General features: G+C 45.6%; 22 protein-coding genes. 11 read left to right on the top strand and 11 right to left on the bottom strand.

What is annotated here, in order from left to right; all coding sequences use genetic code 11:
• The first annotated feature begins 68 nt into the window (after nucleotides 1-68).
• A complete protein-coding gene (locus AYK67_RS10960; protein WP_274533527.1) occupies nucleotides 69-749 on the top strand; it encodes an MBL fold metallo-hydrolase in 681 nt (226 codons plus the stop codon).
• Between the two features lie 13 nt (nucleotides 750-762).
• Here AYK67_RS10960 and AYK67_RS10955 read toward each other — a convergent pair whose 3' ends face one another.
• Both AYK67_RS10955 and AYK67_RS16925 read right to left on the bottom strand, forming a co-directional pair.
• The gene (locus AYK67_RS10955) at nucleotides 763-1,791 is read right to left on the bottom strand and encodes a DUF1402 family protein (RefSeq protein WP_068086264.1); all 1,029 of its coding nucleotides are present in this window, start codon (nucleotides 1,789-1,791) and stop codon (nucleotides 763-765) included.
• Nucleotides 1,792-1,875: 84 nt separating this feature from the next.
• Nucleotides 1,876-2,418, bottom strand: coding sequence for a septal ring lytic transglycosylase RlpA family protein (locus tag AYK67_RS16925; protein ID WP_082735758.1), 543 nt, complete (start codon nucleotides 2,416-2,418; stop codon nucleotides 1,876-1,878).
• A gap of 139 nt (nucleotides 2,419-2,557) precedes the next feature.
• Here AYK67_RS16925 and AYK67_RS10945 point away from each other — a divergent pair, with 139 nt between their 5' ends.
• Both AYK67_RS10945 and AYK67_RS10940 read left to right on the top strand, forming a co-directional pair.
• Nucleotides 2,558-3,511, top strand: coding sequence for a heparan-alpha-glucosaminide N-acetyltransferase (locus AYK67_RS10945; protein ID WP_156453121.1), 954 nt, complete (start codon nucleotides 2,558-2,560; stop codon nucleotides 3,509-3,511).
• Between the two features lie 410 nt (nucleotides 3,512-3,921).
• On the top strand, nucleotides 3,922-5,196 hold the full coding sequence (locus tag AYK67_RS10940) for an OmpP1/FadL family transporter (protein ID WP_068086256.1): 1,275 nt from the start codon (nucleotides 3,922-3,924) through the stop codon (nucleotides 5,194-5,196).
• A 49-nt stretch (nucleotides 5,197-5,245) separates the two neighbouring features.
• On the opposite strand, the gene AYK67_RS10935 is transcribed toward AYK67_RS10940, so the two are convergent.
• Nucleotides 5,246-5,731: a hypothetical protein gene (locus tag AYK67_RS10935; RefSeq protein ID WP_068086252.1), complete on the bottom strand. Its 486-nt coding sequence runs from the start codon at nucleotides 5,729-5,731 to the stop codon at nucleotides 5,246-5,248.
• Nucleotides 5,732-6,107: 376 nt separating this feature from the next.
• Between AYK67_RS10935 and uvrB the strand changes: the two genes are divergently transcribed.
• A complete protein-coding gene (gene uvrB / locus AYK67_RS10930; protein ID WP_476641865.1) occupies nucleotides 6,108-8,726 on the top strand; it encodes an excinuclease ABC subunit UvrB in 2,619 nt (872 codons plus the stop codon).
• 146 nt (nucleotides 8,727-8,872) lie between these two features.
• Complete coding sequence (locus AYK67_RS10925; RefSeq protein WP_068086248.1) at nucleotides 8,873-9,367, top strand: Dps family protein; 495 nt, start codon at nucleotides 8,873-8,875, stop codon at nucleotides 9,365-9,367.
• Nucleotides 9,368-9,513: 146 nt separating this feature from the next.
• Here the strand turns inward: AYK67_RS10925 and AYK67_RS10920 are convergent, their stop codons facing one another.
• The 5 genes from AYK67_RS10920 to AYK67_RS10910 all read right to left on the bottom strand — a co-directional run bounded on the left by AYK67_RS10920 (nucleotide 9,514) and on the right by AYK67_RS10910 (nucleotide 12,312).
• Nucleotides 9,514-10,416 carry a DMT family transporter gene (locus tag AYK67_RS10920; protein ID WP_068086245.1) on the bottom strand — a complete coding sequence of 301 codons (903 nt, stop codon included), beginning with the start codon at nucleotides 10,414-10,416 and terminating at the stop codon, nucleotides 9,514-9,516.
• A gap of 229 nt (nucleotides 10,417-10,645) precedes the next feature.
• Entirely contained in the window at nucleotides 10,646-10,810 is a 165-nt protein-coding gene (locus AYK67_RS17140) for a hypothetical protein (protein WP_156453120.1), read from the bottom strand.
• A 155-nt stretch (nucleotides 10,811-10,965) separates the two neighbouring features.
• On the bottom strand, nucleotides 10,966-11,373 hold the full coding sequence (locus AYK67_RS10915; RefSeq protein ID WP_068086242.1) for a DUF3775 domain-containing protein: 408 nt from the start codon (nucleotides 11,371-11,373) through the stop codon (nucleotides 10,966-10,968).
• Between the two features lie 200 nt (nucleotides 11,374-11,573).
• The gene (locus AYK67_RS17690; protein WP_274533526.1) at nucleotides 11,574-11,705 is read right to left on the bottom strand and encodes a hypothetical protein; all 132 of its coding nucleotides are present in this window, start codon (nucleotides 11,703-11,705) and stop codon (nucleotides 11,574-11,576) included.
• A 169-nt stretch (nucleotides 11,706-11,874) separates the two neighbouring features.
• Nucleotides 11,875-12,312, bottom strand: a complete 438-nt coding sequence (locus tag AYK67_RS10910) for a GtrA family protein (RefSeq protein ID WP_068086239.1) — start codon at nucleotides 12,310-12,312, stop codon at nucleotides 11,875-11,877.
• A gap of 263 nt (nucleotides 12,313-12,575) precedes the next feature.
• On the opposite strand from AYK67_RS10910, the gene AYK67_RS10905 reads away from it, so the two are divergent.
• Nucleotides 12,576-13,775 carry a pyridoxal phosphate-dependent aminotransferase gene (locus AYK67_RS10905; RefSeq protein WP_068086236.1) on the top strand — a complete coding sequence of 400 codons (1,200 nt, stop codon included), beginning with the start codon at nucleotides 12,576-12,578 and terminating at the stop codon, nucleotides 13,773-13,775.
• Between the two features lie 140 nt (nucleotides 13,776-13,915).
• On the top strand, nucleotides 13,916-15,355 hold the full coding sequence (locus AYK67_RS10900; RefSeq protein WP_068086233.1) for a hypothetical protein: 1,440 nt from the start codon (nucleotides 13,916-13,918) through the stop codon (nucleotides 15,353-15,355).
• Nucleotides 15,356-15,402: 47 nt separating this feature from the next.
• Here AYK67_RS10900 and AYK67_RS10895 read toward each other — a convergent pair whose 3' ends face one another.
• A complete protein-coding gene (locus AYK67_RS10895; protein ID WP_068086230.1) occupies nucleotides 15,403-16,119 on the bottom strand; it encodes a hypothetical protein in 717 nt (238 codons plus the stop codon).
• Between the two features lie 301 nt (nucleotides 16,120-16,420).
• Here AYK67_RS10895 and AYK67_RS10890 point away from each other — a divergent pair, with 301 nt between their 5' ends.
• The 4 genes from AYK67_RS10890 to msrP all read left to right on the top strand — a co-directional run bounded on the left by AYK67_RS10890 (nucleotide 16,421) and on the right by msrP (nucleotide 21,181).
• Nucleotides 16,421-17,026, top strand: coding sequence for a DUF992 domain-containing protein (locus AYK67_RS10890; protein ID WP_068086227.1), 606 nt, complete (start codon nucleotides 16,421-16,423; stop codon nucleotides 17,024-17,026).
• Between the two features lie 305 nt (nucleotides 17,027-17,331).
• On the top strand, nucleotides 17,332-19,398 hold the full coding sequence (locus AYK67_RS10885; protein ID WP_068086224.1) for an elongation factor G: 2,067 nt from the start codon (nucleotides 17,332-17,334) through the stop codon (nucleotides 19,396-19,398).
• Nucleotides 19,399-19,549: 151 nt separating this feature from the next.
• On the top strand, nucleotides 19,550-20,104 hold the full coding sequence (locus AYK67_RS10880) for a GNAT family N-acetyltransferase (protein ID WP_068086221.1): 555 nt from the start codon (nucleotides 19,550-19,552) through the stop codon (nucleotides 20,102-20,104).
• Between the two features lie 114 nt (nucleotides 20,105-20,218).
• A complete protein-coding gene (gene msrP / locus AYK67_RS10875; RefSeq protein WP_068086218.1) occupies nucleotides 20,219-21,181 on the top strand; it encodes a protein-methionine-sulfoxide reductase catalytic subunit MsrP in 963 nt (320 codons plus the stop codon).
• Between the two features lie 1,077 nt (nucleotides 21,182-22,258).
• On the opposite strand, the gene AYK67_RS10870 is transcribed toward msrP, so the two are convergent.
• Both AYK67_RS10870 and trxB read right to left on the bottom strand, forming a co-directional pair.
• Nucleotides 22,259-23,155, bottom strand: coding sequence for a LysR family transcriptional regulator (locus tag AYK67_RS10870; RefSeq protein ID WP_068086215.1), 897 nt, complete (start codon nucleotides 23,153-23,155; stop codon nucleotides 22,259-22,261).
• Nucleotides 23,156-23,198: 43 nt separating this feature from the next.
• Nucleotides 23,199-24,164, bottom strand: a complete 966-nt coding sequence (gene trxB / locus AYK67_RS10865) for a thioredoxin-disulfide reductase (protein ID WP_068086212.1) — start codon at nucleotides 24,162-24,164, stop codon at nucleotides 23,199-23,201.
• Nucleotides 24,165-24,170 lie beyond the last annotated feature (6 nt).

Raw genomic sequence — 24,170 nt, 5'->3', positions numbered from 1 at the left:
ATATATTGATAAGTAATAGCCAGCAAAAAGAGATTTTCGATCATTCAAATCAATTACAGGAGATGCGTATGTCGCATGAGGCTGATAGAACTCAAGAGATGGGCGATGAATTGCCTAAGCTACAGATTACTGTTTTAACAGTGACGGCTTTTCAGCAAAATTGTAGTGTTTTATGGTCACCTGCAACCTTAAAAGGAGTTGTGGTCGATCCCGGTGGGGATGTGGATATGATCTGCCAAGCACTTGACGAGATGGGTGTGCAAATAGAGCGTATATTAATTACGCACGGGCATGCTGATCATGTTGGTGGTGCTACCGAGCTTGCTAAAAAACTTGCTGTACCGATTGAAGGCCCGCATTTGGACGATAAGTTTTTGCTTGAGAGTGTTGTGGAACAAGCAGAACGCTTTGGCTTGCCAGGGACTGAGAATGTTGTAACGGACCGCTGGCTGTCAGAAGGTGATGTTGTTCTTGCCGCTGGTTTGGAATTTAATGTTTTGCATTGCCCCGGCCATACGCCTGGTCATGTAGTTTTTTATCAAAGTGATATGAAAGTTGCGATTAGCGGTGACGTGTTATTCCAAGGTTCAATAGGTAGAACGGATTTGCCCGGTGGTAACCATGGGCATTTGATCGCTTCGATAAAGGAAAAGCTGTTGCCTTTGGGGGATGATGTTGCATTTTTGCCAGGCCACGGTGAGGCATCGACCTTTGGTGAAGAGCGGTTGCACAACCCTTTCTTGAAATAGTTTATTTATAGAATTAATGGCTGGTTTGCTCAAAAAGAGCCGTGATTTCTCGCTGTTTTACGTTGATAAGCCAGCCATAGTAATTTTCTTGCGGAAGAAGACCCGGGTGTTTTATCCGCTTTTTTAAGTGCTGTCTTGCCCGTTCCCAAGGGTTGCCTAGGTTGTAAAGCGTTGCGGTTATGCCAAGGTTATTGGTAATGTCTGTTCGAGCTGTTTCCTTATAGGCAGTAATTGCATCTTTAATCACGGCAGCAGAGTAATGTAGCGATGTTTTGGGATCCATTATTTTGCGGTACAGGTCTTTAGGATTGTTGATATCAAGCGGTTGCAGATGACCGAGTTGTACAGTGATGTCGTCCATTTTGAGGGCTGTAAGCGGTGTGATTTGACCAATGCCAAAGCTTTGTCCGGCAAAAAGTGGATGCAAGAAAGCCTTTGAGAAAGATATATTGGGAAATGATTCATTTCCAATGCCTTTCCCTTGAAATTTGTTCTTCCAGGTTTGCTCGATACAGCGCCACTTCTTCGCGCTGGATTGAGGTAGGCAACCAGAAAACTGGGGGCGTTTTATAAAGCTAATAAGTGCCTCGCCATTATATTGAAATACGATTGGGATGCCGGCGTATTCAAGGGCTTTGAGGTAGTAGCTTTGTGCAGTATCAAGACTGTCGTAGTTGTAGGTGTGCTCACCAATTATAGCACCTGCCAAATGGGATGGCGGGATATCATAGGTTTTGGCAACAGAGCTAATCATATGGTGTAGCGATTTATCCCGCTTCAATAAAGCTAGGATACGTTGATACTTACGTTCGAACGAAGTTTTGCGCGCTTTCGTTCTTTGGTGTGATGCTCCGGGTATGGTGGGTTGCTTCTCATTTCGGTTGCCTCCGGGCACGACTTGTAAGGGCAGTTTATCTGCAGCATATAGGGGGGGGCTAACGAGTGAAAAGCATAGGAAATAAGCTATTGTTGTTATACAAATTTGTTTTACAATCGGGCTGAAAAACGGTCGCTTTTTACTCTCTCGTGCTGCCCTGCGCATTGCTGCTACCTTTGTTTCTTTGCTATTCCTAGCACAAGAATTGGCGCTAATCTCGCTTCAGGGCAACACCGCGATTTCAGGGGGCTACTGGCACCTATTGCCACGTAGGCTTGCCGTATTACCATTAACAACATGCATATGCAGTATTGCTTGGCCTTGCTGTAAAAAGCCCAATTCGCGGGCAGCACGGCGGGTTACATCAATTGTTCGTTGCTTGGCATAGGGACCACGATCATTAATACGTACAATGACTTTACGGTGTGTTTTGGGATTGACTAATTCAACTAAAGTGCCGAACGGGAGTGTTCGGTGAGCCGCAGATAAACTCTCTGGGTTTGCCATTTCTCCGCTTGCGGTTCGTGACGTTAATTCATACCAAGATGCCTTGGCGCAAATGTAATCCTTTTCTTTTTTGGGGGGGGCTTTTTTTGCCGGGCTGCTTTGAGTGGCATTTACCGGTATGGCCTGTATCAGGTGATTGTACTCAGCAGGTGCGATCGTTTGCGGCGTGCACGCTACACTAATAAGAGTAATGACTGTCAGGGCGCTTACAATAAGGGCATTGCGCTTAACCTTAAATGTTAGCGGAGCAGGTTTGTAAGGCTGCGTGTTATCTTGCTTAAACATTTTTCCTGATAATTATCAAAACTTGTTTTTTCTAGGGCATTCAATATGCGACAAGCTATTGGTTCCGATTATTCGAAGTAAATTGCGTTATGGTATTGGATTGCGTAAGTATGCTCTTGCCAACTTGTGGGATACTGGATTGAAACATAATATTGAGATACTAGATAAATCGAAGGGAGCACGGCTTGTTTGGCTTGATCGTGCTAGGGGTATCGCACTGTTATTAATGGTGGTTTACCATTTCACCTGGGATTTGTCGTATTACCATATTATTTCGGTTGATATTATGGCCGTGCCGCAATGGCAGTGGTTTGCCCGTTTCGTTGCTGGCAGCTTTATATTTCTTTCTGGTGTTAGCCTGCAAATTTTTGCGCTTAACAGTTGGAGTTGGCGGCGTTTTTTACGCCGTGAAGTGAAGTTGCTTATCGCAGCTCTGCTCGTCAGTCTTGCAAGTTTTTACTTAATGGGCGATGGGTTTGTAAGGTTCGGCATCTTGCATGCTATTTTCTTTTTCTCGTTCATCGCGCTGTTGTTTTTGTCGGCCCCGGCACTTATCAGCCTTATTGGTATTTCCCTCGTATTGCTTCTCTGGTGGTACTTGCCGCCACTGGAATACGGAGGCCGTTGGTTGTTTTGGACTGGGCTTACTTCACATGCACCCAGGTCGGTTGACTTTGTTCCTGTTTTTCCTTGGTTCGCCGTAATGCTTGCGGGTATTGTTTGTGCCAAGGTTTTAAATGCGCGCCGCATGTTGTTTGCTACAAATACTGTAAAGCCTAAAAGTGGTCCACTTTCCTGGGCGGGGCGACAGTCCCTTTTAATCTATCTCGTGCATCAGCCGGTACTCATTGTCGCGATTAACTTGAGTTTAATCGTATTTCCAGTTCAGCGACTACAAGAGCAAGCATTTGTAAATAGCTGCGTAAACAATTGTGTCGTTGGACAAGAAAAAACGCTATGCCAGCAAGTATGCAGCTGTAGTTTGCGTGAGCTGCAAAAGCATGACGCATGGAATATGGTTTTAAGTAACGATAATAGTGATCGCTTGCGGTCAACATTGCAGCAAGCCTATGAAAGTTGCCGTGGTTTCTAATAGTCCTACGCGATATCGTATTAAAGATTCCAGTTGGCACAATGTCATAAATTTGTTGTAAATATGACACTGTTCTTTTTATATATTTATATTTACTTGGCAAACTTGAAATTAATGCCAGGATTAAATTAAGAAAAATTCACCTATATCAGAATGTAGATACTGAAATATTAGTGCAAATGAACCTTTTGTCGGCATTTTGATTATTAATATTGCTCAATACGATATTTACAACCCTGTTATCCCAGAAAATTGCATCAATTGTATGTATTGACCCTTATATTTTTATACCTATGATTTCAATCAATGACAAATTTTACATATCTTCAAGTAACTAATAGTTGATGGTGATAGCCACAGCTGAAAAATTCTAACTTTTTGTAACGACCTTTTGTTGGTTGGGGGGATATATGATTTCTGGGGTATTTAAGAAAAGTGTGGTTGCCACTTTGTTTGTTGCCGGTTCGACTTCGGCTATGGCTGGTGGCTACGACACTCAAGGATTAGGCTCATTTGATATTTTATTTGCAAAAGAGAAATACGTCTTTGAGCTGGGCGCAACGGTTGTTAATCGAAATGTTGAAGTGAAAAACACCAAAGCAAAGCGGTTAGGTTTTACCCCCCCTACAACAGTTGCTGCCATTGATGTTAGTGATGGCTCAACAACATCTCCTCTAACCCCTAATGTGTGGCGTTATGGTTTTGCCGCTAAGTTCCGTGTGGTTGATAATTTGGATTGTATGGCTAAAGTCCATAACCCTTGGGAGATAAGCGAGCAATTCTCCGAAAATTGGATAGGGCGTTACCAAATTGACTCAACTGATGCTACGAGCTTAGCCATTGATGGTATGTGTGCCTATAAGTTTCAACTGAGTGAAAACGATAATATTCGTATCTTTGGCGGTGCACGCGCTATGGATCTTTCCTATTATTCCACGACATATGCGCATGGCTCAATTATTACAGCTAGTTTGGCAAAGCAGGGCGTTTCTTTACCTACATCGGTTTTGGACCCGCGGAAGGATTATAAGGCCATATTGGACTTTAATTCCAACTCGGTAGGTGTTGGCTGGCGCGTCGGGGCGGCCTATGAATTGCCGGAATATGCATTGCGGGCTGTTGTTAGTTATGATTCAAAAACGACTGTTGATTTAGAAGGTAACAGAACCATTGAGGGGTTAGGCATGATACCAGCTCGCCCTGGTACGGCCTCTGTTACATTGCCGCAATCAGTTGAGGTAGCATTGCAATCCGGCGTTGCGCCAGGGTGGCTAGTTGGCTTAGGTGCCAAGTGGATGGACTGGAGTACACTAGATGAACTTCGTGTTGACTTTGCAGATAAGTCATTCCGCACACGTGTGCTCGGATATAGTGACGGGTGGACAGTACGCGGCTTTGTTAAGCACCAGTTGACCGATAAGCTGGGTGTGGGCACAAGCTTAACATGGGATAAAGGTATTGGAGGAAGCTACTCTGACACTTACAATTTGGGTGTCGGGTTTTCCTACGACGTAAATGACAATGTGAAGTTCTCACTTGGTACAGCTGCGATTTATAAGAGCGCAAGTGAGGATGAAGAAATCCGCATTTTGGACAGCAATGTACCTACAGGGCTTGCCGCAACATATGACTATGATTCTTCATGGAACTTCGCAGTAAGTTCGAAAATACGGCTGGCATTCTAAATTGTATTAGGTTTTCACTGATCTGGCGCATCCTTGTTGGTGCGCCTTTTTATTTGATTATTCCAAGCGGCTTTGAGCCAAGATAACATTGACTTGTAGCGTTTAACTGTAATTGCAAATGCAAAAGGGGCTGGCTTGTTCCCTGCGGTAAAACAAAGATGATGTGCCTTAGGCCTTGGCTATGTAGATTTTCAGGTAGCCTCGTGGTGAAGAAAGCACTTAATTGTGTAATCTTCATTTTCTCGAGCTTTATGGTTGTGTTTAAATAACTCATTATCACTATAGGATTTGGTTTTGAGTTATATGTAGCAATTGCTTTTGGTCCGATGAATTGGCTGTAGCGCTTAAGACAGGCTGTTTTGAACTCTGGTGCTGGTCTCCCATCAAGATGAATGCCTTGGGCATGCTTTACTTGTGCCGTGAAACGGCTGGATATGGGGGGGCTACCAGCAGCATGGACATAACCGCCTCTAGCCACTAAAAGAAATAGTGGTAAAGTTAAGATAAATATTATTTCTATAATTTTATTTGGCACTTGGATGGTCTTTTCTGATTTTTTTATGATGCTAAAACAAAAGTGGTTTTGAATTTGTTTTTTATCTAATAATTGTTTGTTTTTATCTGGTTATACTAAATTAAATACTAACTGACTTCATCGAAGTCGGCGTATTATGTTCATTGAACAAAAGATGAACAATGCTTGATTTTGGTGAGCCTTTAGAAGATAGTGTGGCCATTGATTAGCGGAGTGCGCCATGAAAAAGCCAACGTCATCTCGAAATCAAGTCAATGATGAAATTAATGAGGAGGGCTTTGCAGAAGCGCCTCAAGCGGCATTTATTGCTGAATTGCCTGATGGTGGAATTGAACGTTGGGCCGAAGCGATTGGCGACGAACAGCTAAACGAGACTATAAGCAAACTAGAAAAAGAACAGGCATCACAAAACAAGAAAAAGTCTGTATCAGCTCGTTCAACCTCTAAAAAGAGTGCAGCTAATAAAAAGCAAGATGCTCAAGCCAACCGAACTGTACGTGGCACTTCTCTTGGTGCCGGGCAAACGCCACGCGAACGTGTTGAGGGCGGTTTAAGCGCTGTTGCTGGTGTTGATATGTCTCTTGAAGAGGCCGAGGTGCTTCTAGAAAAACATAGAAAAGACAATAAGCGGAAAAAGAAAAAAGCCAAAGAACCAGCTGTTACCGGAGCAACTGCCACGGTACAAGCCTTGGCTGATCGTATTGAACGAGGATTGGCTGATAGCGAAGAATCATGGGTACCTCACCGGCCAGAGCGCCCCGAAAAGTCCGAGGGTGGGGTCTCTTTTCGACTGGATTCCCCGTTTGAGCCGAAAGGTGACCAACCAACTGCGATTGCTGAATTGGTTTCGGGTGTTCAAACTGATGATAAAACCCAGGTTCTATTAGGGGTTACTGGATCTGGTAAGACATTCAGTATGGCGCAGGTTATAGCGCAAACACAGCGACCAGCCTTGATTTTAGCACCCAATAAGACACTTGCAGCCCAACTGTATGGGGAGTTTAAAGCTTTTTTCCCCGACAATGCTGTTGAGTATTTTGTTTCCTACTATGATTACTATCAGCCTGAAGCCTATGTGCCACGCTCGGATACATTCATTGAAAAAGAGAGCTCGGTAAACGAGCAAATTGACCGGATGCGCCACGCGGCAACACGTGCACTATTGGAGCGTGATGATGTAATTATTGTGGCTTCGGTTTCGTGTATTTACGGTATTGGTTCGGTAGAAACCTATACTGAAATGACCTTTTCAATGAAGGTGGGCGAGCGGATAGAGCAACGCCAGTTACTAGCTGACTTGGTTGCTCTACAATACAAGCGAAATGATGCGGCTTTCCAGCGTGGCACATTTCGGGTTCGTGGCGATACGATAGAAGTTTTTCCAGCGCACTATGAAGACCGCGCCTGGCGTATTTCGTTATGGGGTGACGAGATCGAGGCCATAACTGAATTTGACCCATTGACCGGTCAAAAATCGGGGGAGCTTCAAGAAGTTAAAATCTATGCCAACTCGCACTATGTGACTCCTAAGCCCACGCTAAATCAGGCTGTTAAGAAAATTAAAGCCGAGCTTAAGGCGCGACTGCAAGAGTTGAATGACCATGGGCGCTTACTTGAAGCTCAGAGATTGGATCAGCGCTGTACTTTTGATATTGAGATGATTGAGGCAACCGGCGCATGCGCTGGTATTGAAAACTATTCCCGTTACCTGACCGGGCGTGCTCCGGGGGAACCACCCCCAACGCTCTTTGAGTATTTACCTGATAATGCACTTGTTTTTATCGATGAAAGTCATGTTACGGTTCCGCAGATTGGTGCGATGTATCGTGGTGACTTTCGTCGTAAAGCAACGCTGGCTGAATATGGGTTCCGCTTGCCATCTTGTATGGACAATCGGCCATTACGATTTGAAGAGTGGGATGCGATGCGGCCGCAAACTATTGCGGTTTCTGCCACACCGGGGTCTTGGGAAATGGATGAGTCTGGCGGTACTTTTGCCGAGCAGGTTATTCGCCCTACAGGATTAACTGATCCTGATATTGAAATTCGTCCCGCTAAAACGCAAGTTGATGATCTTTTGGGTGAAGTGCAGCAGCAAGCGCTGCGTGGAAACCGTAGCCTTGTCACAACACTGACCAAACGGATGGCAGAGGATTTAACCGAGTATCTACACGATAACGGTGTTCGCGTCCGTTATATGCACTCGGATATAGATACGTTAGAACGTATTGAAATTATTAGAGACTTACGGCTTGGCGTGTTTGATGTCCTTATCGGTATTAACTTGTTGCGTGAGGGGCTCGATATTCCCGAGTGCTCTTTAGTTGCTATACTTGATGCTGATAAGGAGGGCTTTTTGCGCTCGGAAACATCACTTATTCAGACAATTGGTCGTGCAGCTCGTAATGTTGATGGGCGGGTCATTCTATATGCGGATCGAATGACCGGCTCCATGGAGCGGGCAATAGGTGAGACCAATCGCCGACGTGAGAAGCAAGAAGCTTACAATCTTGATAATGGTATTACCCCTGAAAGTGTCCGCAAGAACATTGGGGATATTCTTGAAAGTGTCTACGAGCAAGATCATGTGAGTGTTGATTCTGGCTTTGCAGAGGAGGGAGCTACTATTGGCCATAACCTAAAGGCACATATAGAGGACCTTGAAAAGCAAATGCTTGAAGCAGCGGCAAATCTTGAATTTGAAACAGCTGCGCGCTTACGTGATGAAGTGAAACGTTTGCAAGAAACCGAAATGGTACTTAGTGATGATCCGATGGCGCGCCAACGGGATGTGGAGCAAAAATCCGGTGGTTTTGAGGGACAGAAAAAATATGGCGCAAAGGGAAATATCCCTCAGAAAAGCCGGGCTCATAAACCTAGTTTAGATGAAATGGGTGCTCATGTGGCGATACCATTGAGCGATGCGACAACAGGGAAGCAACGTGGGCGTAGCACCGCTGGACGCCCCGGTACGCGCGGTCATCCTAAAAAATAGTCGTTAAAGCTTGGGTGAGATGAAGATGAAAGTTCCTGATTTATCCTTACGTCATTCAAGCTTATTTTAACGGGCTTTGCAAAGCTTGCCTCATTCCTTCTGTTTACATTGTTGCCTGCAACAACAATGTAATTGTAGAGGCATGCATGGAACAGGCGTCGTTAGGTTTAACCAGCAGTGCGCGTGAGCAAACCGCGAAAGTTTTGAATAGTCTTCTTGCCGATGAATTTGTCTTACTGGTTAAGACATGGAACTGTCATTGGAATATTCGTGGGAACTCGTTTCTCAGTCAGCATATGTTGCTTGATGAGCAGTATCACTCACTTATTGAAATTGTTGATGACGTCGCCGAGCGAATGCGTGCACTTGGTTGCCACCCTCTTGGTTCGATGCACGCATTTCATGAGCATACGCGGCTTAAGGAAATACCTCATAGCAAGCCTTTGCCAGATGCACAGGAGATGGTGAGTGCGCTTGTACAGGACCATGAGGCAATTGTACGTGAATTACGTTTGTACCACGACAGTATTGAGCAGCGGCAACATGATGTGGGTACGATTAGCCTAATGGAGGATCTAATTCTTAAACATGAGAAAATGGCCTGGTTCCTACGCGCTCATTTGGCCGGTGGGGAGGGCTAAACATGAGTAAGGTGCTTGTCTGGCTGGAGCATTAAACTGCGCAGATTACTTGAACCCGGTTATAACTCAACACGTGTAATATTTAATTGTCAAAATGAACTTATAGGCTATTGAAGCTGGGCGCTTTGCCCAGCCTCACAATTGAGCTAGCTTGTGTAACCTGCTTGAGCCTTTTTCTTAATAAGATGAGGTAATACCTCCACCATTAAGATCGCGAGGAAGATAAGTGCACAGCCAATGAGACCAATTGGCGGAATGCGCTCGCCTAGTAACAGCGCAGCAAATAGAGCCGCGAAGAGTGCCTCGGATGAAAGCATAATGGCAGCATCTGCGGGCTTTGTGTATTGCTGGGCAAAAGCTTGCAGCGTGAATGCAATACCACCAGAACAAACACCGGCAAAGAAAAGCTCAACCCAACCAGACTTGAGTACTGCAATAGAGATTGGTTCAGTGAACAAACTTATCGTTGTTGCAAAACAGCCAACCATGAGAAATTGGATGAAGGCAATGGCAATTGGGCGGCCTGTTTGAGCACCGAGCTTCCCGACAAGAATTACTTGAAGTGCCCAGAATACAGCACCTATCAGCATATAGGCATCGCCCATATTCAAGCTGGTTAGGCTTCCCCCCCCGAGCAAATAAACGCCTGCTAGCGTTATAAGGCTGGCTACCCAAACTAAGGGGTGCGGGTGTTGGCGAAACATCAGTAAGGCGAGTATTGGTGTTAGCACAACATAAACTGCCGTCAAAAAGCCGGAGTTGGTCACCGATGTAAGGATGATACCATATTGCTGCAACAAGCTACCCAGCAAAAAGCAAAGACCGACAGCTAGCATACTGGGTAAGGTGTTCTTTTTTAAAATCGACTTATTACTACGTTTTGCCTCCCAAAACAGTAACGGCAAAATAACGAATGCTGCTAGTAAAAAGCGAAGACCGACGAATTGGAGGGGACCCATAGATTCCATAGCGGTTGATTGTGCTATGAATGCCATGCCCCAAATCAGGCCGGTACAGAGAAGGAGAAGGTTTGCGACAGGTCTAGACATAGTGGCAAATTATTTCAGAGACCTGTTTAATACAAGACAGTTCTACTCAGTTGTTCGTTACAGAAGCTAAATTTATAACAGAAACTAATGGTGGTTAGTTATTTTACATATAAATTGCATAGCGCATAATCAAGATTTCGCCATAATTTGCTCTCTCGTAGTTGCACGTCGTCGGGTAACAACGTTGTGTAATCGCGAGTAAATGTATTTAAGATATAAAATCAATTGATTAGGAAGTAAATACCAGCTGACTTATGAGTATCAGGGAAATAGCAGCAGCGGCAGTTACAAGTGCTGTCGGCCAAGGTGATTTTTGTGAATCTCGGTCAGACAATGTGTACTCGTTCTTCTTTTTATAATTATAGAGCGGGCTATTCTTTTTTGAAAGTGTCATAACTTGTCTCAAAGCTCCCTAGTATCCCAATGATTCATGGAATGAAGTAGAGATTATATATTTTTACTTTGCTGTCTATGGGTATGTTTACAAATATACGTAGAGATAGTCAGGGAAATTTCAGTAGATTAGCCATTCCTTTGCTAAATACACTACTATAGTTGCAACTCATTTAAGCCATTTTCCAAGTGATCGGGCAAATGAGGAAGCCCAAGTAAATAGGTTGCAGTGGAATTAGTGGCCCGCTCCTTAGCCTCAATAACCGCCTGATCAAAATCTGCTGGGTCAAAATCGCCACGTCCTATCCAAGTTATTGCAACCAACTCTGCTGCTTCGTCAACATTGAGATCTGCGATTAACTCGCGTAATTCATCGTCCAGCAGGTCGTCATTTTCTTCCTCTGCGAGCCCTTCGGCAGAACGGTTGAGCTTTAGCGAGACCGGATTGAAGTTCATATCGCCTTCGTGGCCGTCCTCGTAAGTATCTGGAATTGAGGTTGATAGAGCGCGTGCTTTTTGGGCAATCATGCGTATTGACGCAGCGGACAGGTTGAGGTCGACCATATTCTCTCCTCCGCAATATTATTTGGTTGCTATAACTATCCTACTTTCTTCAATAGCTCGCAAGTAGAAGTTTTTGTTATATGTGTATAGGATAAATTTTCTATTTGTTTTGTCGGGGATGTTAGAGGAAGGCCGACAGGGTTATGGCTGCCGGCCTGTAATGCTCACTTGTTGTTTGTGCTTGGAAATATAACTCATAGCTAGTTTGTTAAATACATTGCAATGTAGGCAAACAGTGGTAGTGCAGCGGCAATGCTTGCATAGCTTACCGGTGACCAGTTTGGCCATGTGCTGGTTAGGGCTACTATTCTTTGTAATTTGGTTGTTTGCATATCAATCCTCCTTAAATCAATAGGTAGAGTGTGTCGCTGAATGCGCGATGAAGAATTATATGCGTTGCATTAAGACCAAAAACATACGCCAGTAAGGCAATACAAAGGCAATGCTGGGGTATCATTTTGAGCGGTTATCTATACGTTAATGAGATAAATTGCCTTTATTCTAATTACTCCTAAAGGCAAAAGCCTTTGAGCCGAGATAATTAAACGCTAGTGAAGCAAACGTAGCGATAGCAACTGCTAAGGTTGGTGGAAGCTGCACAAAAGAAATGAGTAAGAGCGAATAAGCTGCATAGTTGATGCATGCGCCTAGTGTATTAACCATTACAAAGCGCAGGTACTGGCTTGTGATATGGCGCCATCGGGTTGAGTGCCTAGTGGATTGAAATGTAAATACCCGATTTAGAAACCAGTTGTTGGACATGGCGGCCCAAATGGAAAGAACACGTGCTTCAAACGGGTTAAGGTTTGTCCAAGCCAATAGAATATAGAGTACCAGAATATCAACGAGCAGTCCGGTTGTGCCAACAATGCAAAAGCGAATGAAGCTGCTGTTATAGAGCTTTTCGATAAAAATACGGATTTGTGGAGAGCGGATCATTTGCCTGTGACGATTCTTTGAAGATTGTTTCCCTGATAGAAGGGCGTTTACTGCTTACTTGAGCTCACTACAAGAGTTGCTTGATGAGGTAGCAAGATTGTTCATGCAGAAATTAACAGCAGATGCAATATTTTACTAGGGGAGACGGGATAAGCCGAGGAATCTTCGAGTGACTGCGTGTTTTCTCTTGCCAGTGTTGCTGGTGCATCTTAGGTTCTTTTGCGCTGCATTTTCGCGCACAAAACGCTTCCATGGAGGGCAATATGGGCTTTATCGCCGACGCGCTTTCACGTGTAAAACCATCTGCAACTATTGCAGTTACAAATAAGGCACGTGAACTCCGCGCTGCTGGCCGAGACGTTATTGGTCTTGGAGCCGGCGAGCCAGACTTTGATACACCTGAAAATATTAAGCAAGCTGCTATTCAAGCAATCAGCGAAGGTAAAACCAAATACACAGCTGTTGATGGTATTCCCGAGCTGAAGCAAGCAATTTGCGAAAAATTCAAGCGCGATAACAGCCTAACATATGAAACCAGCCAAATTACCGTTGGAACTGGTGGTAAGCAAGTACTTTACAATGCACTTGTTGCGACCATTAATCCTGGTGATGAAGTGCTTATTCCGACACCCTATTGGGTTTCTTATCCGGATATGGTGCTCTTAGCTGGTGGTGAGCCGGTATTTGTGCATGCTGACCCAAAGACCTTCAAGATCACTCCTGAAGCTCTGGACAAGGCTATTACCCCGAAAACAAAATGGTTTATTTTCAATTCACCATCTAATCCATCGGGTGCCGGATATACACGTGACGAGTTGAAAGCGTTGACGGATGTGTTGTTAAAGCACCCGCATGTGTGGATCATGACCGATGATATGTACGAGCATCTGGTCTATGATGATTACGAGTTCACAACACCTGCACAGGTTGAGCCGCAGCTTTATGAACGCACACTCACTTGTAATGGTGTTTCCAAAGCTTATTCCATGACCGGTTGGCGTATTGGTTATGCGGGTGGCCCGCAGAACCTGATCAAGGCAATGGCAAAAATCCAATCGCAGTCCACGTCGAACCCATGTTCGATTTCCCAATGGGCAGCGGTTGAAGCCTTGAACGGTACACAAGAGTTTATCGCGCCAAATAACGAGACCTTTAAAGGTCGCCGTGATTTGGTTGTTTCTATGTTGAACCAAGCGGCTGGCTTGGAATGTCCGGTTCCGGAAGGGGCGTTTTATGTGTTCCCATCCTGTGCTGCCTTGATGGGTAAAACCACACCAAGCGGCAAAGTTCTGGAGACTGATACTGATTTTGCTTCTGAGCTGCTTGAGGCGGAAGGTGTGGCAGTTGTGCCCGGCTCTGCTTTTGGTTTGGGACCAAACTTCCGCGTTTCCTACGCAACGTCGACCGAAGCGTTGACCAAGGCTTGTGAACGTATTCAGCGTTTTTGTGCCAGCTTGAAATAATCAATATAGTCAGCGAATAGAATAACTGAGCGCCCCGAAAACTCCGGGGCGTTTTTCGTTCACAGCACTTGTTTTGAAGCGTCTTGCAAACAGAGGGGAGGCGTACTCCCACAACTCGACGTTTTAGCAAGGAGAAAACTGTGGCCCCTATTATTATTTATGGTCAAGCTGTTCAAGAGGCACGAAATGTGCTGCGTTCTGCGCAAATTTCGACCATGTTTGATGTGCTGCGTACGGTTTTATATAGCGGTGAGAAACCGGATAATTCGTATTTTGGCAGTGCATTTTCAAATCTGTTCACCAAATGGGTATTGAAACTGCAAGCTGATGCGGAGGGTTCGGCGCGTGCTGTTACGCAAATCAATCGGGCTGCGGCTTTTGTGAAACAGTTTAATACCGGCAATCAGGTGGATGATGTTTTTGCAGTGGGTGATGCGCTGCGGGCTGTTGGCGAGTATTTCGAGCTGGGGGGCGGCGGTGATTATGGCACGCAAATAGAAGCTTTTCGCAAAGGACTGCGCAACAAAATTGCTTTTAATACGGCGAGTAGGGCGCGGCAACCGATTTTAGACTTCGCCATTAACGAGTGGCCGGATTTGGGTATTTTCAAAAACCACCTTTTGGACCGCAGTACAGTTAAATTTATGGAGCGGTTTTACGGCCCCTATATCGGGGCGGATATCTCTGGCACCACAACTGACAGCCTGGCGGTTTTGGCGGCATTCAATATGAGCGTCCTAGGCTATAAAGACTTAAAGAATAATGCCGAGGCTGCTATTGCCGCGGGTGAAGAACTGGTGCCTATTTCAACGATGGTTTTGCAGTATCATCATAGCCTGATGGAAACTGGTCTGGCACTTTCTCTCAGCAGCGATGCGATGGATGATGCAAGCGCAATCAAGAATTACAACTTTTACAATTTCGTTGATTTGGGTGGTGTGCACCCCAATAAAACTATCAAGCCGGTGCTGGAGCACGGTAATTTAGTTTTGGAGCGTGATCTTGGGGGACGTGGATTGGTGGTCCTACGTGATCTTATTGATATCCAAGGAAACCCCTATGCGGATGTAGAAATCGGCTTGCTAATGGAAACCCCCCGATCAAGCGATATCTTCAATTTGAAAGAAAAATATGGTGTCTTTTATCATGAACGGAAAGACCAAGCGTTAGATAACTATCAGTTTAATCATGATAACCCCAGCCTTGCCGGTGTGGCCCATGACATGCCCGGCATGAATGTTGGTGATGATGTGACATTTAATGAACTGATTGCAATGAATAGTGTTGAACTTGGAGTTTTGGCTTCGGAGTCTAAGGCCTTCAATAGTTTGCTGGAAGCTATCAAAAGTGTGGGTGATGGTGCTGTAAGGCAAAGTCAGGTTGAACATAGCCAAGCTAATGCAAGTCAAGCTACTGCGGGAGCGAGCCAACAAAAAGTTGTTCAGGGTCAAGCGGCGACTGATGCGCAGGTTAAAGATAGCAAGCAGAACGATGCAAAGAAGAACGAAAGCGGTAAACCCAAGATTGATCTTGACAAGTTACAGGAGGCGTTGAGGTTGCTTTCGCAAGTGCAGCGTTAATTGTCAAAAAGTTGGGGCCTCTGCTTTGAGAGGCCCTAACACATCGGCTATTTCACCGTCAGTTGATCTAATAGGTAATCGCTTGACAAGAAACGATTACGATTCTCATCCAGTAAAGACCTATAGGCATCAAATGTGATTTTCGCGCCGCCAATGACGGTTATGTTGCGAATATCGTCTGTGGCCGCGCGGGCGTCAGCGAAGAATGTGACATTGCTGCCATTAAATTGTGAAGGGCGAAATTCTATACCAGCGGCGTAGAGGTTCTGCTCACGTACATAATGATATCCGCCGTATACGCGCAGATCAGGATTAAAATAATAGGATATGTCGGCTCCACCCATTATTGAGCCGCTACGTTCAATTATATTAAAGCCAATCTTACTATCAACTGTAACAGGGCCATAGTTGAGTTGGGCTTCTGCTCCAGCGTGGCCGATTGATCCATTCTCTCTGTTTATATATGAGGCTGAACCAAAAAAGCCGAAGTACCCAACACCTAACTTGCGAAAACCAACATGGGCAGTACCTTTTAGAAAGCCGTAGTTGTTTAAGCCGCCGCCTGAGATATCGTATTGGCTTATAAGCCCTTCGCCCACATCATAACGGAAATTCGCGCCACCCATTCCCATAACATAGCCGTCAACGCGGCCTAATCCTGCGGAAACACGTGTGACCGCTTGCTCTGCGCGGGCTGTGCAATTCAGCGCTACCACCAGTGATAGGGACAGCAGCCCAAGTGCTGTTTTCTTCTGCACTGACATAACTAGCGATTCTCCATGGTAATAATTAACCATATTTTGAATTGTAGTATTCAATAAATCAAATTCATTTATCGAGATATGAAACACTAATTAAGTATTTTGAATATATGCTTAATTTTTTATTAAAGATAAAATTTGTCGTAATTTATATAGTAAATGCCTATCGGTTGCATCGTATAATTATTATAAGTATGCAAAGTTTACGGCTTTTGTATTTTTCTGGTTTACCAGTAACTTGAAGATTGTTTGACAATACTAACTTTGAGTGAGCCTCTGTTGCTGTAATCATGGAGGTCAATCGATGAATTATTCAAAGTCACTTCTTCTTGCCAGCTTATTTGGTTTTTCAGTTATCAGCTCATCAAGTGTCCTTGGGCAAAGTAATTCTACGCTCACTCACGTGCACGGGGTTAGTTGGCAAGTTGCGGAAAACAAGGCTACGCCCAAAGCAGCGCCTAAATCTACATCTGAGCCCAAAAAAGGGGGTGAGAAGAAAGGTGGAGCAGGTGTTGAGGTTGGCCGCTTGGTTTGTGAAATTACGAAAGCCTCAACCTTTATTATTGGATCCAAGCATGAGCTTGGGTGTACTTTCAAGCAAGCAACAAGTGGCCGGAGTGAAAAGTATTTAGGAACAATCACCGGGTTTGGAATAGATATTGGTCCGGTTAAATCTGGTACAATTGTTTGGGGAGTTCTTGCCCCTTCTGTTAATATGAAGCCTGGTGCCTTGGAAGGTTCTTATGGAGGTGTTTCTGCTGGGTTTGCTTTAGGTGCCGGGGTTCAGTCCAACATTCTTATTGGCGGTTCACTTGATGCTTTCACCTTGCAACCGGTTAGTTTGCAAAGCCAGACGGGTGCGAATATCCGTGCTGGTATTACCGGATTAACATTAACGGCAACCAAGTAAGGTGCCAGCGGATTGAAAAATGGTGTGGGGTGGAGGAATACTTGCTTTACCCCGCTCGCTTGAATGAAAGTGCGTTTATACGTTGATGTACCTATATTTCATCTGTGATATTGCACAGTATGCGGCGGACTGTCACATTTTTCTCTCTCAAATATATTTGCTTGTTTTTTTACTTGCCAGAAAGGGCTTTCTCCTGCGACCATCAAATTCCGCTAAAGCGGAGAAAGGCGCGTCGTTCTTGAGCGCCTCCTGATAGGCGCCCGGACAACGTGTCGACTTCACACGAACGATACGGAGTGACGGTCATGGGAGAAAAAAAATCTGGAGCTGCCGGAGGCAGGGAACGCAGCCCTCGTTGTGTTGCCATTATGGGGCCTTTTGCAAGCGGCAAAACCAGCTTGCTGGAAGCACTTCTGGCACGAACGGGGGCCATTCCAAGACAGGGCCAAGTGGGAGCTGGCTCTACGTTGGGAGATAGCTCAGCAGAAGCACGAAATCATTCCATGAGTGTTGAGCTCAATATTGCTGATTGTGAATATAAGGGAGATCGTTACACTTTTATTGACTGTCCTGGCTCTATCGAATTTTTAACCGAAGGCGCAAACGTTCTTGATGGTGTTGATATGGCCATCGTGGTTGCCGAGCCGGATGAAAAGAAAATTCCATCTTTGCAAGTGATATTAAAGCAGCTGGAAGACAAGAATATCCCACGGGTTCTTTTCTTAAACAAAATTGACCGTGCCAATCACCGCGTTCGAGAAACGCTTGCTGCTTTGCAGCCCGCTTCAACCGTGCCGCTATTGCTTCGGCAAATTCCTATTTGGAAAGACGGAGTTGCAACCGGTTTTATTGACCTGGCACTGGAGCGTGCCTTTGTTTATCACGAAAATGGACCAAGCGAAGCCATTGCATTACCTGATGAGGAGCTGAACAGGGAGCTTGAAGCTCGTTACCAGATGCTTGAAACACTAGCGGATCACGACGATGCGTTAATGGAGCAGCTCTTGGAAGATGAAGCCCCTGACACACATCATGTTTTTGAAGATTTGGTGCTTGAGCTCCAGCGCGGTGAAGTTTGCCCTGTGTTTATCGGTTCAGCCGAGAATGGCAATGGTATTCGGCGCCTACTTAAAGCTTTACGACATGAAGCCCCTGGTGTGACACAGCTTTGTGAGCGACTTGGAGTTGAAGCTGAGGGTAATGGTTTATTGCAAGTCGTTAAGACCTTGCAAACGGCCCATGGCGGCAAGATGTCGGTAGCGCGATTGCTGCGCGGTAATTTGAAAGAGACTACAACGCTTTATGATGCAAAGGGCAACGAGGTCCGCGCTTCTTCTCTCTCCAAGGTTATGGGAGATAAAGTGAATAAGTGTACTCGTGCAGAAGCGGGTGAACTGGTGGCGCTTGGCAAGCTGGAAAGCGTGCAAACCGGAGATACGCTGGGCGTTGATGCTTGTGCTGAAGTGCAGCTTGGTGAGCAAGTTGTGGCTAAGCCTGTGCTTTCTGTGGCTATTAAGGTTGAAGAACGCAAAGACGAGGTGAAGCTGTCTGCTGCTCTGGGTAAATTATGTGAGGAAGACCCATCTCTCAAAATTAGTCATGTACAAGGGAGCGGCGAAACCTTGCTGGAAGGGCAGGGGGAAATGCACTTGCGGGTGGCCTTCGAGCGCTTGAAAAGCCGCTTTGGTTTGAACGCTATGCGGCGAACACCGACCATTGATTATCGAGAAACCATTCGTGGAACTATTGAGCTGCGCGGGCGGCATAAAAAACAAAGTGGCGGTCATGGCCAGTTTGGTGATGTGGTTCTTGAAATCAAACCCTTGAGCCGTGGTGAAGGGCATGCATTTAGCGACAGCATTACTGGTGGCGTGGTGCCAAAACAATATATTCCTTCCGTTGGCGAGGGAGTGAAAGAAGCCTTGCAGCAAGGACCACTTGGTTTTCCTGTGGTTGATGTGGCGGTGGAGTTGAAAGACGGCTCTTATCACAACGTGGATAGCTCAGATCAAGCCTTTAGAATGGCCGCTATTTTGGCCATGCGCGATGGTTTGAAGCAGTGTAAGCCAGTATTACTGGAACCCATAGCCAAAGTTGCCGTTCAGTGCCCTTCCGATACTACTGCGCGGATTAATGCGATTATTTCTGGTCGGCGTGGGCAAATCCTTGGCTTTGATGCGCGTGATGGCTGGGAAGGCTGGGATCAGGTCGAAGCTATGATGCCAGAGAGTGAATTGGACGACATGATCGTCGAATTGCGCTCGGCAACTGCCGGTGTCGCCGGTTTTCAAAAGCAGTTTGACCATTTAGCGGAGTTGACTGGCAAGGCTGCGGAAGATGTTGTTAGCAAGAAAGCTGCTGAAGCTGCCTAATAAGCATTGGTAGTGTGTCTATAAGGGGTGTCCCGGTATCGGGGCACCCTCTTTCATGGTTCTGTCGCAAACTTTTATTGGAGCCAATTCCTACGGTTTGGATGAGCCCAAACCGACGAACGCGCTCTAACTTTGAAAAGCGAAATTAGTCATGGATACATCGAAGAGTAATTACGAAATCGAGGCTGTGTCTGAGGAGGATGCAGCGGCTATCGCAAAAGTACATGTAAACTCTTGGCGCGAAACCTATGGCGGTCTTCTTCCGAATCCCATGCTTGATGCCTTGTCAGTCGCGGACCGTACAGCGCGGTGGCATGCCATGCTTAAAAAACCGCATGCCTATGACGACATTAAAGTTTACAAGGCCGTTGTTGACGGCAGGCTTGTCGGGTTTTGCGCCTGCAACAAACAGCGCGACGATGATCTCCAGAAAAACGGATACGACAGCGAAATTTCAGCAATCTATGTCCTGCAATCTTTTCAACGGGCCGGCATCGGCCTTGCGCTTGTCAAAGCCGCTGCGCAGCATCTAAAAAATGAGAGATATCGCGGTACGGCTCTTTGGGTGTTGGAAGGGAATTCGAACGCGGTGCTGTTTTACGATCACCTGAAAGGTGCCGTCGTCGCGACTAGAAAGGATGAACGCGCGGACGTTGTCTTGAATGAAATTGCCTATGGCTGGCGCAACTTGGAGAAATTGACATGAAAGATGGTTTCACTTTCGACGTTGTGAAAAGCAACCCTCTTTCATTTCTCATCACAACAGTTTTATTTGGGGGTGAGTGCCAATGGCGCTATCTTGGGTTTTAAGGAGAGACCCATGTATAAAAACAACACCCCAAACAATGCAGGAAAACCATGGCAGCTTTCGGAAGCACAGGTGACAGATGAAAAGCATTTTTTGAACCGCCGCCAGATTTTAAAATCCCTAGGATTTGCAGGAGCCATTGGTGTTACTGCAACTGGAGTTAACCCAGTATTGGCGCAAAAGCGTACAGAACAAAGTCAGTCACAAGTGGCCATAGGTGGACGACGGCTGACCCCATATGATGAAGCGGTCAACTACAATAATTATTTTGAGTTTGGTTCGCATAAATACATTGCCAAAGCGGCACAAGCATTGCCGCTTGACGCGTGGGTGATAACAATTGATGGCTTGGTGGAGACACCGAAAAAGTTTGCAATGGATGAATTGCTGGCAGCCGTGCCCGTTGAAGAGCGTATATACCGCCACCGCTGTGTTGAGGCTTGGTCCATGGTGGTACCTTGGCAAGGAATACCTTTAGCAGCGTTACTGGATAAGGCTGGACCATTAAGTACTGCAAAATATGTACGGTTTGAGAGCTTTTCGATGCCTGAAGTTGCTAGCGGACAACGGCAACCTTGGTACCCCTGGCCTTATGTGGAGGCCCTTAGCATTGCAGAGGCGCGAAACGAACTGGCGTTTTTGGCAACTGGATTTTATGGCAAGCCACTTGCCAAGCAATCTGGAGCTCCTTTGCGTTTGGTTGTGCCATGGAAATATGGTTTTAAGTCGATCAAGGGAATAACGCGCATTGAATTGGTTGAAGAACGTCCCATTAGTTTTTGGGAGCAAGTTGCTGCGGACGAATATGGCTTTTGGGCGAATGTGAACCCAGATGTGCCTCACCCCAGATGGTCGCAGGCAAGTGAACGCCCTCTAGGTTTGAGCAAGGAGGTACCAACGCTACTCTTTAACGGGTATGGAGAGCAGGTTGCCTACTTATATAAAGATTTACAGAATGAAACGCTTTATAGATAAGTCGTTATAAGGGCCACGAATTTGCCTCGCCTATTGCGATCAGAGCGAGGCATAGAATAAGTACGACCAAAGCTATCCATTTATTTGACATGCTGTGAACTCGAAGTGTGCCAGAGCACTGGTTTCAAAGAGAGCTTTTGTGAGCATAGGAGATAAGATATTAGCAATGCATTAATTAAAGGCGATCGCGTAAATGAGAGAGTAACGGTGTATATTGTTACAATCTATGGCAACTTTTAAGAAATGTCGTTTGTCAATAGCCTTTGGTAATATTTGTTTTTCAAGTTTTCATGATAGCTGTCCATGACCTACCGAATTGATGAAAGTTTCATCAATAGTGCTTAATCTATAAGCCTCACAAGTTATTGATGATTGGAGAAGCTGCCGTGCTTTTTTAAACTAATTGTATAAGCTGATATTGCTAAGATATTTTTATCTCTTACCCATTTAATTGTAATGGGATGTAAGAATAAGTAACATTATTACAATGATTTAGGCAAAAAAAAGCCGGGCCAAAGGCCCGGCAGTTAGTTTGATTTAACACCAAAGTTTTGGTGCAATCACCTTCCAGAGGGGAACAGCTAGCTGAAATTGAACGTCACAGGGAGGAGAGTTGTGATGAACATCAGCTAACAGCTGCTGCATATATGCAGTGCATTTATTGATCTTCAATGAACAATATTGCATTGCAGATATGCAATTACTGTATATCTTGGTGAGCTAGTTTTCGATAGGTCATGACGTCGCAGATAATTTGTAGTAACTGGCTGTAATTATTTATAAAAATATATTTTACGGTTAAGCTAAAAGTGCTGTAGCAGCCTTTTGAGGGGCTGTGTATAAAATTTAGGTTCCCTTTCTTTCCTCTGCAAAAGCAGTTCATGCCAATTTTAGTTTTTCCTATAGAACAAGGAAAAGCGAATCTCTCTCGATTTGGCAACTCCCGTTCCCAAAGGGTTGTAAGACGCAATTATCTACTTTTGTCTTGAGGTGTTTTATATTGGGAGGATGCGCGAATCGGTTTTACTTAAGAGCAATCTGGAGCGCAGAGTGCTCTTAAGTCTCCTCGTATAAAGTTTAGTGTGTCCAACGCTCAGCATACGAAACGAGGAAGTCTCTAAAAGCTGTCACCCTTGCGGTGTTTTTCAGCTCTGAGGGGTAAACATAATAAGTGTCATAGGAGGGAAGGTCTTCGCGCCGCGTACTCATGATTTTAACCATACCTGCATCGGCTTCGACCATGTAATCGGGCAGGATTGCCAACCCAATGCCCTTTTGGACAGCACGTTTAATACCCACAAGGTTGTTGACCTTTAATGTGATGTCTCGGGTTTCGCCCGGTGGTAGACCTGTGGTTTCCAGCCAGTTCATTCCGCGTAAATATGACGGTGTAACATCCCCCATGGTAACAATGCGATGGTTATCAAGATCCGCTGCCGAGTTTGGGGTGCCGAAGCGCTCCAAGTATGAGGGAACTGCATAAACATGAAAATGCACTGTGAATAGCTTACGCTGGATCAAGTCTGGTTGCGTTGGTTGACGTAGTCTGATGGCTACATCAGCCTGACGCATGCCTAAATCCAGCTCATTATCCATACAGATAATTTCAAGGCGCATGTCTGGGTATAAGTCGACGAATTCATTAACACGCGAGGTGAGCCACGTTGATCCCAATCCGACTGTGGTTGTTACACGTAGTAAGCCTGAAGGCTTTTCCTTACTATCTGTGAGCCGCGTTTGTACGGATTCCAACTTCATCAGGACTTCACGCGAAGTGCGATAAAGTAGTTCGCCCTGCTCTGTGGGGATCAAGCCACGGGCGTGACGGTGAAATAGGGAGACACCCAAGTCGGCCTCTAGGGCACTGACTTGGCGGCTTACAGCAGATTGGCTCATATTGAGTGCTTCACCTGCATGGGTGAAGCTTCCCGCTTGCGCCGCTGCATGAAAAATTCTCAGCTTATCCCAATCCATTTTGATTCCGCCGAATGGGCGGCTCCCTATCACAGTCTTGTGTTTATTGTGCAGCCTGTGGCGTGGCAGCTTCCTGCTCTGCCAAATGCCGCTCTGCTTCTAAAGCGGCCATGCAGCCCATTCCCGCCGCTGTTACCGCTTGACGATATTTGTCATCTGTTACATCGCCAGCCGCGTAAACTCCTGCTATGGAAGTTTGCGTGGAATCTGGCTTAGTCCAGATATAACCCGTTTCGGTCATTTCCAACTGGTCTTTGAATAAAGCAACAGCTGGAGAGTGACCAATGGCAACAAAGACACCGTCTGTCTCAAGTGTGGAGACGGCATTGGTTTGTGTGTCGCGTAATCTAACGCCTGTCACAAATGCCGGTTCTTCCGTACCAGTTATTTCCTCAATAGCTTGGTTCCAGAGGATCTCAACCTTTTCATTGTTGAAAAGGCGGTCTTGTAGGATCTTTTCCGCACGCAAACTGTCGCGGCGGTGAACGAGAGTTACTTTCTCAGCAATATTGGCTAGATACAGTGCTTCCTCGACTGCGGAATTGCCGCCTCCGACCACAACCACTTTCTTGCCGCGATAGAAAAATCCATCGCATGTGGCGCATGCTGAGACGCCGCCGGACTGGTATTTTTCTTCGGAGGGTAGACCAAGCCACTTTGCCTGGGCACCTGTCGCTATGACGAGCGTGTCGGCGGTATAGGTGGTGCCGCTGTCTCCGGTGAGTTTGATTGGCCTTGCGTTTAGATCAGCATTAACGATTGTATCGTATTCGATTTTGGTGCCAACATTTTCGGCCTGCTTGCGCATTTCTTCAACCAGCCAAGGTCCCTGTATGGGATCGGCAAAACCTGGGTAATTTTCAACCTCGGTGGTTATGGTCAATTGACCACCAGTTTGTATGCCTGTGACCAGTGTTGGTTCCAACATAGCTCGTGCGCCATATATGGCTGCTGTATAACCGGCTGGACCGGAACCAATGATGAGCATTTTGGAATGCTTGGTGCTCATGGATTG

It is taken from the genome of Polycladidibacter stylochi, assembly GCF_001562055.1.
In the GTDB taxonomy this organism is placed as follows: Bacteria; Pseudomonadota; Alphaproteobacteria; order Rhizobiales; family Stappiaceae; genus Pseudovibrio; species Pseudovibrio stylochi.
The sequence above is the reverse complement of the archived record's forward strand: the minus strand, read 5'-3'. Positions and strand labels throughout refer to the sequence as shown.

Coding starts and splice junctions, on each gene's coding strand:
- AYK67_RS10905 (WP_068086236.1), top strand. CDS start 12,576: ATGGGCTTTATCGCCGACGCGCTTTCACGTGTAAAACCATCTGCAACT.
- msrP (WP_068086218.1), top strand. CDS start 20,219: ATGTATAAAAACAACACCCCAAACAATGCAGGAAAACCATGGCAGCTT.
- AYK67_RS10940 (WP_068086256.1), top strand. CDS start 3,922: ATGATTTCTGGGGTATTTAAGAAAAGTGTGGTTGCCACTTTGTTTGTT.
- AYK67_RS10910 (WP_068086239.1), bottom strand. CDS start 12,312: ATGATCCGCTCTCCACAAATCCGTATTTTTATCGAAAAGCTCTATAAC.
- AYK67_RS17140 (WP_156453120.1), bottom strand. CDS start 10,810: ATGACACTTTCAAAAAAGAATAGCCCGCTCTATAATTATAAAAAGAAG.
- AYK67_RS10870 (WP_068086215.1), bottom strand. CDS start 23,155: ATGGATTGGGATAAGCTGAGAATTTTTCATGCAGCGGCGCAAGCGGGA.
- AYK67_RS10885 (WP_068086224.1), top strand. CDS start 17,332: ATGGGAGAAAAAAAATCTGGAGCTGCCGGAGGCAGGGAACGCAGCCCT.
- AYK67_RS10955 (WP_068086264.1), bottom strand. CDS start 1,791: ATGCGCAGGGCAGCACGAGAGAGTAAAAAGCGACCGTTTTTCAGCCCG.
- AYK67_RS10890 (WP_068086227.1), top strand. CDS start 16,421: ATGAATTATTCAAAGTCACTTCTTCTTGCCAGCTTATTTGGTTTTTCA.
- AYK67_RS16925 (WP_082735758.1), bottom strand. CDS start 2,418: ATGTTTAAGCAAGATAACACGCAGCCTTACAAACCTGCTCCGCTAACA.
- AYK67_RS10895 (WP_068086230.1), bottom strand. CDS start 16,119: ATGTCAGTGCAGAAGAAAACAGCACTTGGGCTGCTGTCCCTATCACTG.
- AYK67_RS17690 (WP_274533526.1), bottom strand. CDS start 11,705: ATGCAAACAACCAAATTACAAAGAATAGTAGCCCTAACCAGCACATGG.
- AYK67_RS10920 (WP_068086245.1), bottom strand. CDS start 10,416: ATGTCTAGACCTGTCGCAAACCTTCTCCTTCTCTGTACCGGCCTGATT.
- trxB (WP_068086212.1), bottom strand. CDS start 24,164: ATGAGCACCAAGCATTCCAAAATGCTCATCATTGGTTCCGGTCCAGCC.
- AYK67_RS10880 (WP_068086221.1), top strand. CDS start 19,550: ATGGATACATCGAAGAGTAATTACGAAATCGAGGCTGTGTCTGAGGAG.
- AYK67_RS10925 (WP_068086248.1), top strand. CDS start 8,873: ATGGAACAGGCGTCGTTAGGTTTAACCAGCAGTGCGCGTGAGCAAACC.
- AYK67_RS10960 (WP_274533527.1), top strand. CDS start 69: ATGTCGCATGAGGCTGATAGAACTCAAGAGATGGGCGATGAATTGCCT.
- AYK67_RS10915 (WP_068086242.1), bottom strand. CDS start 11,373: ATGGTCGACCTCAACCTGTCCGCTGCGTCAATACGCATGATTGCCCAA.